The following is a 13,467-nucleotide window of genomic DNA, read 5'->3' as shown; positions in this document are numbered from 1 at the left end:
GTGGAGGTTCGAGTCCTCTCGACCGCATCACTAGAAACTCCCTTGAGTAATCAAGGGAGTTTTCTTTACGTGCATATAAGGTTGACTAACCAGTAACCCTAGATAAGGGAATAACATTTTCATTGTGGATGGAGCCTAGGTTCATAAGAGTTTTGTATAATACAGTGAACTTACAGGTATTTAAATAGGTATGTATCTGAGGGAAAGTCAGGGAGCATTGGAGTTGGATTTATTAAAGGAGAATTCAAGATTATAGGGAATTTCTCCCTATAATTATTAGAATTCAGTTATTTTCAATAAGTATAAGGAATTACTCCCTATAAATTCGGATAAAACCCCAAATACGATAAAATCCAATGAATTAAAGGGAGGTTTTCCCTATATCCATCGATTTATGGACAAAAGCGTAAATTTAAAGGGAGGAATTCCCTATATCCGTGATTGAGACTGAGAAAAAGTAGAAAGTGAGGCATATATGCACCAGAATTGCCCCCGGAAATTCCCATAGTCGCCTCAGCCTACAAAATTACATTTATAAATAATACGGGGGTGGCTAACACCTTGATTTCTGCAAATTTGCATTAATTCTTACTTCAGAAGAAATCTTCGAGCCATCCGTGAGGATATACCTGTACATTCTCAGTTTTTGAACTTAATGAGGAAGATATCATGTACAAAAAGCTGATCATTTGCAGGCTTTCTCTAGTTCGGTGAAGGGTATGGGTGAATAAAGGTATATCATTTTGATTCTGAGATGTGAGCGGATGGTTCATGAAAGTTCTGATGATCATGGTATGACTTAGCTTAATAAATATCGAATTAACCCTAATAAAGCGAAGGCGAACAAAACTGTCCCAGCACCAATGCCTGTAATTGCACTGTTTGCGACCTTAAGTTTTTTAGATATGAATAGTGATACGATAGAGATTGCAACAAGAAGTGCTGCTAAAAGGTATAAACTGAAATCGTTAAACACACTTTTTAAGCCAATAAAATGAATCCCCACTATAAAAGAAATCCAAGGAGCAACGTAATCATTATACTTACATTTCATCAATATAGAAGCTCCAGCGCCAGCCAAAAATAATTCAACATAGACAGAAATTAGATAATTATCAAAAGATGTCTTGTCATTTAATACGGAGGGAGCATCCCAGTTCGTCACACTTAAATAGACACCAATCAAGCAGATGAGAAGGGATACACCAGAAGCTATGCCAATATATTTTCGCCAGCTGGATCTGGGATTTTCTTGTGCCCAACCAAACCAACTAAAACTAAACATACCGAATATAGAAGCATACATGGCGTAATCCCTCACATAATCCATACAGTACCTCCTATAATGTTTAGATATTCGAGGCAGTGCCTTATACTGTAGACTTCCGAAGCATCCAAAACGATAAGAGTGCATACAAGACCGTCAAAGGCATGCTCCACAAGGCAATTTCAAATGCGGTATGGCTAACGAACCAATTAAATAGATCTCCCCACCAATGATAATACGTCATTAACAATCCAGCGACGCTGTACACAATAAACATGACTGCTGCGAAAATGAATAGGCCACTTCTGCCGAATCTGCGGAAGATACTGGAGATAACAAATCCCCAATAAAACATATGCAACATGATCACGAAATAGATCCACAGCTGCTCTAGGACAGTACCGTCATTCAAGTATGGCATATGAAAATAATGTAGCTGCACACCCCATCCAGGTGTTAATTTGGTTTCTACAATAGATAGCAGGAACAGAAGAAGTGAGAAGCCGGCACTTGTTATAACGGCCATTAAGGAGGTGCCGAAGAAATAATCTGTCCTCCGTATGCTTAAGCCCAAGGCAAAGGGGAAGGTCTGAACCAAAATGATGATACCTATGACAAACATATAAATAAAGATAGAGACTAGGCCACCGGTATACATTGGTTCTTGCATGAAACAAGCTATGACGAGATTGACGAGAAAACTGGACAATAATATGATCCAAGGCATAAATAACCAAAACCATTTATCCTTGTAGTGCATTTTTAATATCCCTGTCATATGGTTCATTGTGCTGCCACTTCCTTTCCTTGAGATCTTCTATTTGTGAGATGAACAATTAACTGTTGTAAAGAGATAGGGGAGATCTCCAGACCTAGCATCTCAGCACGTGTTAGATCTGTTGAGTTTAAGCCAATAACAGTGGCAGAAAGTAATCCGCCAAAGGATTCACGAGAGATAACCTCTTTACCGGAGATTAAATCTTCCACCTTCGCAGTCGCACCGATCACCTTAGCGGCTCGCCCGCGAAGCGCTTCAGCATCCTCATTGATAATCAGCTTACCGTTGTCGATAACAATGACATGCTCTAACAGCTGGCTTACCTCATCAATTAAATGGGTAGACAAGACAACTGTTCGTGGATATTCTGAATAATCCTCAATTAATCGATTGTAAAACAGGCTTCTAGCCACAGCATCCAGTCCTAAATAGGGCTCGTCAAATATAGTTAGGGGAGCTCGGCTAGCTAGACCTACTACAATACCCACCGCCGAGAGCATACCTCTGGACAGCTTCTTTATTCTTCTTTTTAAGGGTAGATTGAAGTCTTTGATTAAAGAGTGGGCATAGTCCCGATCAAAGTTAGGGAAAAATAACGCAGAAACCTCTAGAACATCGATAATACGGTACGTATCTGGGTACTTTTGGCTTTCCTTAATGAAGCAAATCTGATTGAGTACGCGGTTATTCTCGTAGGGATGTTCCCCGAACACCTTCAGATCACCACTTGTAGCAAATAACTGTGCTGTAATCATGTGCATGATTGTTGTTTTCCCCGCACCATTTCTGCCAAGCAGACCATAGATTTTGTTCTTTTCTAAAGAAAAATTAATGTCTTGGATGACGGTTACCTTTCCGTACGACTTGGTCAGTCCCTTGATCTCAACGACTTCATTCATGACCGATTATCTCCCCTCTGAATCATCTTCGTTAATTGATCCAACGTAATTCCTAATTTCTCTGCTTCACGGATCATAGTTACAACATATTGCTCATAAAATTGTTCTTTTCTCTTTTCCATCAATACTGTGCGCGCTCCAGAAGCTACAAACATGCCGATACCTCGCTTTTTGTATAAAATTCCTTGGTCGACAAGCAAATTCACACCTTTCGCAGCCGTAGCCGGATTGATCTGGTAAAAAACAGCAAATTGATTTGTAGAAGGAACCTGTGATTCCTCCAGGAGTGTTTCTTCGATGATGTCATTTTCTATCCGTTCGGCGATCTGCATAAATATTGGTCGAGTATCATCCATTAAGCTTCCCATGTATTCACCGCCATGTTCATTGGTTAGTTAGTTATGTAATTAACCATATATGTAATGGACTTATTTGTCAATCATTTCTATGTGGATTTTTTGATCCTTTGAGCCCAAATCCAGCGAATTGCCGTATCAGCATAAATAAAAGGCAGTTCGGTCAAACCGAACTGCCTTTTATTTTAGTTGGATGTCTGCTATGATTTTGTCCTATTAGAAAACAAGAGAAGGGTGAACCTATGAATGGATATGGTCCGGATTTATTTAAAGGTACGGCAGTGTACTATTCAGAATATCGGCCGCAGTATCCTTCATCCCTTATTCGGTACTTAATTCAGAAGTTTTCGCTTAACGGAGAAGGCCGTCTGCTTGATTTAGGGTGTGGTACGGGTCAGCTGGGATTAAGATTTAGTGATTGGTTTGAAGAAATGATAGGTGTAGATACGGAAAGTGAAATGTTGGAAGAGGCTAATCGTCTATCAACACTCCATAGGGTAGATAACGTTAGTTGGATACTTGGTAGAGCAGAAGAGTTGCAGAACGACTGGGGTTCCTTCCGTCTTACCATCCTGGCCAAAGCCTTTCATTGGATGGATAGGACAGCCCTTCTTGAAATTCTACATCATAGTTTGATCGATAATGGTGGATTAGCGATTATTGATACTTTTAATGTAGGGCATGAGCCATTATCTTGGCAGCTTAAGGTAAATGAAGTAGTAAAACGCTGGTTAGGTAACGAAAGAATAGCAGGAGACAGCATCTATACTCATCCTAATGAAAGACATGAGGATATTGTTGCGCGATCTAGTTTTAAGGATGTGGAAAGATTGATTTTACCGAGTTATTCAGTGACATGGACGGTGGATTCTATTCTTGGAAATTTGTATTCCACATCCTATGCTTCAAAGCGTTTATTTGGAGATCACTTAGAACAATTTGAAGCGGATTTGAAATCTTCTTTATTAGAAATTGAGCCTATGGGTAAATTTACTGAAGTGTTGTCAGTTTCTGTTATCACAGCTTTAAAGAAGGAAGCAAAATCACAATAAGAATCTCGCATTAATCTCACCAGAGCCGGCTGTGTTAGGTTTTAGTTTAAGAGTGAATATGTTCTTTTTCAGTATGCATTTTACTTGCTTAGGGGATAGAGATGGATTTCTCTGCAACAATTGAGCGATCACACCGGAGACTATTGGGGTTGAGACGCTGGTACCGGACAGTACAAAATAATTTTTAGCGATCCGCAAGTAAGGAAGCTCGCGATCTAGCTTGGAGTGAGGCGCACGAAGAGAAATAATGGTCTCGCCAGGAGCTACGAGGTCTGGTTTCTTTCGCCCTCCAGGTGCAGGTCCGCGGCTTGAATATGAAGTAATCCGGTCGTCCTTTTGTGTGAGCGTGCGGCGATCATCCACTGCACCTACGGTAATTGCAGAAGGACTAATACCAGGAGATTCTATCGTCCTGCGTCCAGGGCCGCTATTTCCAGCTGCAATCACAACAGTGAGTCCAGCCTTTATTGCTTTTTCTACGGCTTGGCACAGCGGATCGTCAGAACAAGGTGAATTTACCGTACCCCCTAATGACATCGAAAGGATACGTAGTTTTAGTCGCTTTCGATTCGCAATACACCACTCGATTCCTTTAATAATCGTGGAGTCATATCCGTCACCATTTTTATCGAGTACTTTAACACCGACGATCCCTGCCTCTGGAGCAGGGCTTTTGTATTTTCCTTTGCTCATCCATCCGTTGCCTGCCGCATCGCCTGCGATATGTGTTCCATGACCGTTATCGTCGTAGGGAAGTTTTCTGTGATTGATAAAATCTTTAAAAACTACGATACGGTTACAGGGCTGAATCAGATCAGGGTGTCTATACACTCCTGTGTCAAGAATGGCAATGTTGATTCCTTTTCCGGTAAGTCCCTGTTTCTTTTGGACGGATGTAGAACCGATGGATGGTGTCGCTATATAAAGTGATGTTTTTTTAATTCCGTCTACATAGATTTTATCGATTCCATGCCAACTGCACATCTGTTTCAGACAGTTCATCGAAACTAGTGATGATACAGAATTTAGTATAGGAAGATGATGTTTGATAGGAAAGTCGTGTAATTCTAGATGTTTTTGTAATGACTTCAGCTGTGCCGGGGTCATTTTTTGTTTGAATTTAATAATGATAGGGATTTTAGCGGATGTACCGCGACGGACTTGGGAGTGTTGAATTCTTTTTCTTAGCGCCCTATGGATTCTTGAATTGTATTGCTCTAGCCACAATTGTCGGCTCATTTATTAATGGATCACCTCACAAGTGCATTATATGCACCACTGATCCAGTGGGTACGAATCTACGAATCTACGAAACTAGGAATAGATCATGCAGATTTTAACAATACTTGAATCTCATAAACCCACTGAAACATTCCGGTGAAAATTACTGACTGGATGACGAATGGAATCTCCGTATATTCGGCTTTAGCATACGCAGTGATATTCTGCATCGTTTCCATTCTCTGCTGCTCTGAGCAATAACCATTGAGATAAGTTCCTTTTGGTAGATCAAAAGCAAATGCATCTTTTGGCTCATCTCCAAGCTGTTGATTCAATGCATTCTGCAGTTGATGGAAACTTTCGAGGCTGGGTTTCTGTAGTGACGGAATTTTGACGATTGCTCTTTGTCCCGAGACTTTGGTTGAAAAATGGGTAGAGGATAGGGGAACATCAGATAAATAAGCATGGTTTTCGTATTGTTCTCGTAAAATTCCAAGTTGTAATTTCGTCTTTTTGAGCTGCTTAATTTCCTGTTCTATTTCCTCTTCCTTTGTTTTTAGAAAACTAATCATATAATCAAGATTATCATTCGTAAAAACATCTTTAATCTTATGAAGTGGCATATTCTTTTTTTTTGCAGAAGTTAATGACATCCAGATAAATTAGCTCTTTATCTGAATAATAGCGATAACCAGAGGAGGGATCTACTTTTGCAGGCTTCAGCAGGTCGATTCGGTCATAATGCCGCAAGGTCTCGATAGTTGTGTATCAGAACTGATAGCGGTAGCCATTAGAATAGTTACATTGGTTGGTGTGGTTTGTACTGCAATACTGATTATTTTTAAATCTCCCTTTAATTCTCTTTTTGTAAAAGACAATCTTCAGGTCATGAATACATCCAGTGAGATCATCACATTTTATAGCGTTAATTTTATCTTTGTGGGGGCCAATATTATTATTAACGCTCTGTATACAGCTATTAACAATCCTAGAACATCCGCGATTTTGGCGATTTTACGATATGTCTTGTTGATAGGGAATTTCTTTATCCTTCCTTTAATATTGGGTAATATCGGCTTATGGCTTTCTTTAAGTAGTGGCAGAAATAATCTGCGTCGTGGTAAGCTATGTTTGTTTGAACAAGACAAAGCAAAAGTGGAGTATCAACTAGTTATTCAGAGTGAAGAAGAGAGCAATAGATGATCCTTGAATTACCGTATCATGCAGGAGAGCGACTAGTGTTACGTTCCTCCTGCTGCCTCTATTATTGCCGTGAGGATGGCGAGAAGTGTTATGTATGTCCAGGGCTAACGGAAGAAGAACGAGAAGAGAAATAAGTGAAGATTCACTCCATTCTATAATTAAATATTTAGGTTTATTATGCATATTGACCACGTCCTTTAGATGTGGTTTTTTTGTTAATTTAAAAAAAGTGAAAACTTCATTCAATACTGAATTCCTATTTATCTACAAGAAAGGTTGTCCTTTTTAATTGGGATGTTTAAGGCGTTTTTGCTGGCATAAAATTTAAATAAAATTCTTGACACTTCTCAATGATAACCATTATCATAGGAATGGTAGATGAAAATGAAAATCATTATCACTACATGAAACGTATAATTATACATACTCGGAGGGATAGATTTTGAAGAAATTATTAGTACTTCTGGTGGTTGCAGCGCTTACTGCAATGACTGCATGTTCGTCCACCAATACAGCGGACAATCAAACCAAGAATGAAGCTGTAACGAATACAGCTGCTAATGAAACGAAAGAAGCAAATGCAGCGAATGCAACAGAAGCAGCGAAAACAGCGGATGCTGGAAAGGTGTACAGTCTGGAGAATGATGGTGTAGATGAAGCATTGTTCAATGAAGCATTAAGCCAGTTTCCAGCCACAGCTCCACAGCGAATTGTAACTACATCTGTCCCATTAACAGAAATGCTCTATTTGCTTGGAATCACACCAGTTGGGGTGCCAACCTCCACCAATCCAATCCCTGCTGACTTTGAATCGATAGATAAAATTGGCTCGCCAATGGCACCGGATCTTGAAGTAGTAACAAAGCTTGAGCCAGACTTGCTGCTGGGGGCAGAATCGCTTCGAAGCACGCTGGATAAGACACTGGAAGGCATGGACTTGCAAAAAGCATATCTACGCACAGAATCCTTTGAGGATTTAAAGCTTAGCCTTAAAGTATTAGGCACTTATTTTAATAAAAAAGATGAAATGAATACGGCTTTGAGTAAGATTTTGGATAAAGAGAATGAGCTAAGCAAATTAGCCGAAGGAAAAGAACTGCCGAGCGTGATGCTCGTTATTGGAACCGCTGATTCCTTCATGGTTATGAGTGAGAAATCTTATCTGGGTAGCTTGGTTAAGAAGCTTGGCGCTGATAATATCGCTACTTCTGTACTTAAAGTTACAGATACTTACTCTCCTATAAACATGGAAAACGTCGTAGCAGCTGATCCTGACGTTATTCTCGTATTGGCTTCAGGTGACCACGGAGCGACCAAGGACAAATTTAAAAAAGAAATAGAGAAAAATGAAACTTGGACGAAGCTGTCCGCTTATAAAAACGACAAAATCCAGATTTTAGATTACAGTGTGTTCGGTGTAACTTCGATTATTAACGCAGAAACAGCCCTAACTGAAATCGCAAAATACTTCTATGAATAATTAAAGGAGACAGCAAGTGATAAATACATCTCGTAGCAGAATAGTTGTTATTGTAACGGTTCTATTAGCGCTCGTAGCCGCGATTATTGCCATCGGATTAGGCTCTGTATTCATTCCGGTATCAGACATACTAAGTACGATCTTTGGTTCATCGTCTAAGGCGGTGAATGCCACCATCATTTGGGATATTCGATTGCCGCGTGTGTTACTGGCGATGATCATCGGAGCGAATATAGCGATCTCGGGCGCACTGCTGCAAGCTGTGATGGGTAACCCACTTGCTGATCCTGGATTGACGGGTGTAACTAGTGGCGCGGCTGCATGTGTTCTTGTCATAATGCTTGCTGCACCACAGTATACTGAGTTCATTCCGATTGCCGCTTTTGTTGGAGGGCTGATTGCTGCCGGTATTGTATATGCATTAGCGTGGAGACGAACCGGTATTTCACCGATTACTATTATTTTATCTGGCGTTGCTGTGAATGCGCTTTGCGGAGGACTCATTGGGCTATTAACAATCATGTACAGTGATAGACTTCCTGCAGCGGTTCAATGGCTTAACGGCAGTCTTGCGGCAAAAGGGAATAATGCGTTGATGATGGTCTTCTCATATGCGATTGCAGGTTGGATCTTATCGTTCTTTGCCATTCGTAAGGCAAATATCATTCGTCTGGGTGATCAGGTGGCTTCGAATCTGGGGGAAAATGTGAACCGAATTCGTATCCTGCTCTCCTTGCTGGCAGTATTTCTAGCGGCTATTTCTGTAGCAGCCATTGGAATGATCGGATTTGTCGGTCTAGTTGTACCTCATATGGCGAGATTGCTTGTGGGTTCAGATTACAAATATCTTTTGCCGATGAGTATGGCTCTTGGTGCTTTGGTTCTGTTAATTGCGGATACAGGTGGACGTACCCTGTTTGCACCCCTAGATATCCCTGCGGGTATCCTTATGGCTGTGATTGGCGGACCCTATTTTCTATACCTGATGAGAAAGAAGGCGTTCTAACATGTTTACTGTCGATTCCATTTCGATTCGGTATGAGCAGAAAAGCGTGATTAACAACTTCTCTTTTTCCGTAAAAAAAGGTGAGATCGTCTCCATTATAGGACCGAACGGCTCCGGTAAATCCACTTTGCTCAAAGCGATATCACGGCTAATTCCTTATCACACGGGTACGGTCATACTCGATGGTACGGATCTGAAGACCATGAGCGCCAAACAAGTCGCACGAAAAATGTGCATGCTGAGCCAGAAAAATCAAGCACCGAGTGATATGACTGTGATCGATCTGGTCTCGTATGGCAGATATCCACACAAAAAGTGGTTTGAAAGATTAAACCAAGAGGATATGGACATTGTTCATTGGGCCCTTGAAAAGACACATTTGATAGAGTATAAGGACCGAGCAGTGGCTTCATTGTCAGGTGGAGAATCACAGCGAGCCTGGATTGCAATGGCTTTAGCACAACGCCCTTTGATCATGTTGCTTGATGAACCCACCACGTACTTGGATATCTCGCATCAGCATGAAGTGCTTGAGCTTGTTCGCGAGTTAAATCAAGATATGGGCATGACCGTAGTGATGGTGCTGCATGATCTCAATCAAGCTTCTGCTTATAGCGATAGTATTGTTGTAGTGCAGGCGGGTGAGAAGGCGATGTATGGCACACCCAATGAAGTCATGACAACCGATATGATAAGGGATATATACCGGATGGATGCGGAAGTCCAGTATGTGCCTACAGAGAAGAAACCTCGTATTCATTTGTTGAGTACCGTTCGATAGATTCATAGTGTCATTACACAACCTATTCATGGAGGGATTTTTGTATGAAGAAGCCAGTAGATGTAGAAAAAAATAAAGAAAACTACTTACAATTTATTAATAAACGCAAGAATCTGATTCTGAGTTTAATTGATGATGAAGGAAAGCCCTTTATTAGCTATGCGCCTTTCGTAAAGAAAGACGGCAAGCTGTATATTTATATTAGTAAGATTGCAGAGCACTATGGCTATATGGAAAATAATGATTTTGTGGATGCTTTTCTAATTGCGGATGAGTCTGAAACAAACAATAAATTTGCAACTGAGCGTGTGCGCTGGAGCTGTACCTCAAACAATATCGGCAATGATGGACATGAGGATATCTTTGAATTGTTCAATGCTGATCATGGTGAAGCTATGCTGAAATTGCTGCGCGGACTGGATTTTTCCCTTTTCGAACTGAATCCGTTAAAGGGGCGTTATGTTGTTGGTTTTGGATTGGCCTTCGATATTGATGTAGATGCAAATATATTTAATCACGTTGTTATTGATAAGAAGAAAGATGAAGAAGCAACAGTACAAGGGAGCAAATAGCCGATGACTATAACTTCAATACTGCCCATCTGGCAAGCGGTTCAAGAGCGGTTTCATAAAATGGTGAAGGCATTGCCGGAAGAAGATTTAAATCTTAAATTAGGGAATTCATCCATCGGAGGATTGATTTCTCATAATGCCGAGGTAGAATTTATGTTTGCAGAGTGGTTCTTTGGCAGACCTAAACCTCAAGCCGACGATGCAGCATATACTACATTAAGTGAGCTGGTGGACCTGCTGACGTCTTCTAATGAGAATCTAATTGCAGCGATGCGGGAGCTTCCGGAAGATGCTTGGCATGAAAGCGTAGAGTCGTCTTTTGGCACATCAACTCCGCTTGAAGCAATAAGCAGACTTATGTATCACACAGGTATTCATGCCGGACAGATTTCTATGATTCAGAAAAATGCGGTTCGAAGTGAAGTGCTGTAAGGTAAAAGAGTAGAGTAGACATCGGGAAACGGCAGAAATGCCGTTTTTTTGTGTGTGATACCCTCTGTATGATCTGGATTATCTGGATTTTGGTATAATATAGGCAATCCAAGGGGGCGTAGATCATGACGGAGTACTTGCGAGGCCAAATGGCCAAGATGGCAAATGTGAATATGGAAACACTGAGGTATTATGAGGAACTCGGACTAATTAGATCACCTTTGCGTTCAGAAGCTGGATACCGTCTTTATTCTGAAGAGGCGCTAAACCGACTAACGTTTATCCAAAATGCAAAGCTATGCGGGTTCACCCTAAAGGAAATTAAAAAGGCACTGTTAAAATCGGAAAGCAGTGGCATTAGCATAGATGATTTTGTAAACGTTGTAGATAAAAAAATGGAGCGAGTCCGTAGTGAAATTGCAAAACAGGAAATAAAGCTCACCGCACTTGCAGATTTGAGGAAAAATTTATTAGCCACGGATAAGCATCCAGGCGTGCAATCGACGCTAGAAATACTAAAAATGGAATCTTAACTTGACCTTGTAGTCTCCTACAGGCTTTACAATTCGAGAGGAAGAGATCTGTAGGAGGGATAATGAATATGGACAAAACGAGTATAGAACAGCTTGCAGCGATCAAAGACTATTTAAAACAAACAAACCGCTTTGAAAGTAAATCTGTAGCGCAAATTCGGCAAGAAATGATTGAGGCGGCTGCGAGTCTGCCTAGCCATTCTGATGTTACAGTCGAGCGGGTCAGGATTGGGACATTAAGTGGGGAGTGGATCATTCCTGTGGAATCAGCCCCAACTGATGATAAAGTGATACTTTATTTTCATGGTGGTGGTTTTATTGCAGGCACTTGTGAATTTTATCGGGATCTGGTATCACGAATTGCAAAAGCTAGTGGTATGAAAGTACTAATGATTGAGTATCGTCTTGCACCCGAGTATATCTATCCCGCTGCTAATGAAGATTGTATAGGGGCTTACCGGTGGTTGCTTGCGAATGGATATTCTGCCCGTGACATCCTGTTTGGGGGAGATTCTGTGGGAGCCAGCCTTGCGCTGATGACTCTGATTTCGTTGAGGGATGAGGGGAGGGAGTTACCAGCGGGTGCTTTTTTAATCTCACCTCATACGGATCTTGTCCATCTAGACGGAGAATCGTATCAGAGTCGTGCATCGCTTGATCCGACAGGTAGCTTAGAGGGAAATAAACGTATACTCGATGCATATGTAGGTAGTCGAACCGAGAGGGCTTCAATATTATCGCCGTTAAGAATGAATTTGCAGGGATTGCCTGATTTACTCGTCCAAGTAGGCGACCATGAGGTGCTTTTAAGTGATTCAACGAGATTGGCTGAAGAGGCGAGAGTAGCGGGGGTTCATGTGGAACTGGAAATATGGGAGAAGATGTGGAGTGTTTTTCATTTCTTAGCGTACATGCTCCCAGAAGCAGAGCAGGCGATTTCGAAGATTGGCAAGTTTGTTAGGGCGAAGCTGGACGAGTGAGAAAGTAGATGAAAGTAATGAACCTTCTTGAGAAATCAGGGAGGTTTTTTGTTGTTGGGATATGGTAGGTACTCAGCGGCTGATGAGAATTGGATTGATTCAACAAATGACAAAGTAACGTTATTGTCAGTTCATTTTTGAATATTATATGCTATGATAAGTACCATCAGAAATAGAGCGAGGGGAAATACCAATGTCGAATGATCTTCCATTATCTAAAGAAAACATTTTGGATGCGGCTGAACAAGTGCTCCGGCGTTTTGGCCCGGATAAGACTTCAGTTGTTGATGTAGCGAGGGTACTGAAGGTTAGTCATGGTACGCTATATAGACATTTTTCCAGTAAAGCAGCTTTGCGCGAATCGGTAACCGAAAGATGGTTGCATCAAAATATTTTAGCCCCATTGAAGGACGTTACGGAGCAATTTGATGGGAATGCCAAAGTGCAGCTACGTCTGTGGTTAGATACTCTAGTTCGCAGTAAACGAAGCTATGCTGTAGATGATTCCGAAATGTTTGCTATGTACGCCTCTGTAACTTTAGAAGCCGTAGATATGATTACCCAACACGTAGATCAATTAATTGGACAACTCGCACGCATTCTTGAAAAAGGTATACAAACCGGGGAGTTTAAAGCATTGGAATCAGAGGTTACGGCAAGAGCTATTTTTAATGCAACATCAAGATTTCATCATCCTGCTCACGCGAAAGAGTGGCAGTCGGGTTCGATTGATCAGGAGTTTGCCTCCGTTTGGGATTTGATGCTTTCCGGAATTTCGTCATAAATTGTTATAGCATATTTCATAATAGAAAAATGATGGACTAAACCTTTTGATGAAGATCGGAAGGTTTTTTTGCGTCTGGAGAACAATTATATTGAATGACAAAAAATAATAATTGTCACTTGT

General features: G+C 41.0%; 17 protein-coding genes. 10 read left to right on the top strand and 7 right to left on the bottom strand.

Annotated elements, in window-relative coordinates:
• Nucleotides 1-799: 799 nt before the first annotated feature.
• Genes CA600_RS06525 through CA600_RS06510 form a run of 4 tightly spaced genes read right to left on the bottom strand, consistent with a single transcriptional unit; the run spans nt 800 to nt 3,312 of the window.
• Nucleotides 800-1,330: a hypothetical protein gene (locus CA600_RS06525; protein WP_094869450.1), complete on the bottom strand. Its 531-nt coding sequence runs from the start codon at nt 1,328-1,330 to the stop codon at nt 800-802.
• A gap of 40 nt (nt 1,331-1,370) precedes the next feature.
• Entirely contained in the window at nt 1,371-2,054 is a 684-nt protein-coding gene (locus tag CA600_RS06520; RefSeq protein WP_094869449.1) for a hypothetical protein, read from the bottom strand.
• A complete protein-coding gene (locus CA600_RS06515) occupies nt 2,051-2,944 on the bottom strand; it encodes an ABC transporter ATP-binding protein (protein ID WP_094869448.1) in 894 nt (297 codons plus the stop codon). Before CA600_RS06515 ends, CA600_RS06520 begins: the two co-directional genes overlap by 4 nt.
• The gene (locus CA600_RS06510; RefSeq protein ID WP_042186911.1) at nt 2,941-3,312 is read right to left on the bottom strand and encodes a GntR family transcriptional regulator; all 372 of its coding nucleotides are present in this window, start codon (nt 3,310-3,312) and stop codon (nt 2,941-2,943) included. Before CA600_RS06510 ends, CA600_RS06515 begins: the two co-directional genes overlap by 4 nt.
• Before the next feature lie 230 nt (nt 3,313-3,542).
• On the opposite strand from CA600_RS06510, the gene CA600_RS06505 reads away from it, so the two are divergent.
• Nucleotides 3,543-4,352 carry a class I SAM-dependent methyltransferase gene (locus CA600_RS06505; RefSeq protein WP_094869447.1) on the top strand — a complete coding sequence of 270 codons (810 nt, stop codon included), beginning with the start codon at nt 3,543-3,545 and terminating at the stop codon, nt 4,350-4,352.
• Here the strand turns inward: CA600_RS06505 and CA600_RS06500 are convergent.
• From CA600_RS06500 to CA600_RS06490, 3 genes are all read right to left on the bottom strand, one after another.
• Nucleotides 4,344-5,591 carry a S8 family peptidase gene (locus CA600_RS06500; RefSeq protein WP_094869446.1) on the bottom strand — a complete coding sequence of 416 codons (1,248 nt, stop codon included), beginning with the start codon at nt 5,589-5,591 and terminating at the stop codon, nt 4,344-4,346. The genes CA600_RS06505 and CA600_RS06500 overlap by 9 nt on opposite strands.
• Nucleotides 5,592-5,677: 86 nt before the next feature.
• Nucleotides 5,678-6,226 carry a hypothetical protein gene (locus CA600_RS06495; protein ID WP_143812113.1) on the bottom strand — a complete coding sequence of 183 codons (549 nt, stop codon included), beginning with the start codon at nt 6,224-6,226 and terminating at the stop codon, nt 5,678-5,680.
• Nucleotides 6,183-6,323, bottom strand: coding sequence for a MerR family transcriptional regulator (locus CA600_RS06490; protein WP_280786886.1), 141 nt, complete (start codon nt 6,321-6,323; stop codon nt 6,183-6,185). Before CA600_RS06490 ends, CA600_RS06495 begins: the two co-directional genes overlap by 44 nt.
• Between CA600_RS06490 and CA600_RS06485 the strand changes: the two genes are divergently transcribed.
• From CA600_RS06485 to CA600_RS06445, 9 genes are all read left to right on the top strand, one after another.
• Nucleotides 6,315-6,776: a hypothetical protein gene (locus CA600_RS06485; RefSeq protein WP_143812112.1), complete on the top strand. Its 462-nt coding sequence runs from the start codon at nt 6,315-6,317 to the stop codon at nt 6,774-6,776. The two genes, CA600_RS06490 and CA600_RS06485, sit on opposite strands and share 9 nt — an antisense overlap.
• 442 nt (nt 6,777-7,218) lie before the next feature.
• Nucleotides 7,219-8,256 (top strand): ABC transporter substrate-binding protein, encoded by a 1,038-nt coding sequence (locus tag CA600_RS06480; protein WP_094869442.1) that lies wholly within the window; start codon nt 7,219-7,221, stop codon nt 8,254-8,256.
• 16 nt (nt 8,257-8,272) lie between these two features.
• Nucleotides 8,273-9,262 (top strand): FecCD family ABC transporter permease, encoded by a 990-nt coding sequence (locus CA600_RS06475; RefSeq protein WP_094869441.1) that lies wholly within the window; start codon nt 8,273-8,275, stop codon nt 9,260-9,262.
• Between the two features lies 1 nt (nt 9,263).
• On the top strand, nt 9,264-10,043 hold the full coding sequence (locus CA600_RS06470; protein WP_094869440.1) for an ABC transporter ATP-binding protein: 780 nt from the start codon (nt 9,264-9,266) through the stop codon (nt 10,041-10,043).
• A 44-nt stretch (nt 10,044-10,087) separates the two neighbouring features.
• The gene (locus CA600_RS06465; protein ID WP_094869439.1) at nt 10,088-10,615 is read left to right on the top strand and encodes a HugZ family pyridoxamine 5'-phosphate oxidase; all 528 of its coding nucleotides are present in this window, start codon (nt 10,088-10,090) and stop codon (nt 10,613-10,615) included.
• 3 nt (nt 10,616-10,618) lie between these two features.
• Entirely contained in the window at nt 10,619-11,047 is a 429-nt protein-coding gene (locus CA600_RS06460) for a DinB family protein (protein WP_094869438.1), read from the top strand.
• Nucleotides 11,048-11,172: 125 nt separating this feature from the next.
• Nucleotides 11,173-11,580, top strand: coding sequence for a MerR family transcriptional regulator (locus CA600_RS06455; protein ID WP_094869437.1), 408 nt, complete (start codon nt 11,173-11,175; stop codon nt 11,578-11,580).
• 68 nt (nt 11,581-11,648) lie between these two features.
• Nucleotides 11,649-12,560, top strand: a complete 912-nt coding sequence (locus tag CA600_RS06450; RefSeq protein ID WP_179281555.1) for an alpha/beta hydrolase — start codon at nt 11,649-11,651, stop codon at nt 12,558-12,560.
• Between the two features lie 193 nt (nt 12,561-12,753).
• Nucleotides 12,754-13,344, top strand: a complete 591-nt coding sequence (locus CA600_RS06445) for a TetR family transcriptional regulator (protein WP_094869435.1) — start codon at nt 12,754-12,756, stop codon at nt 13,342-13,344.
• Nucleotides 13,345-13,467 lie beyond the last annotated feature (123 nt).

This window comes from Paenibacillus sp. VTT E-133280, assembly GCF_002264385.1.
In the GTDB taxonomy this organism is placed as follows: Bacteria; Bacillota; Bacilli; order Paenibacillales; family Paenibacillaceae; genus Paenibacillus_AQ; species Paenibacillus_AQ nitricinens.
The sequence above is the reverse complement of the archived record's forward strand: the minus strand, read 5'-3'. Positions and strand labels throughout refer to the sequence as shown.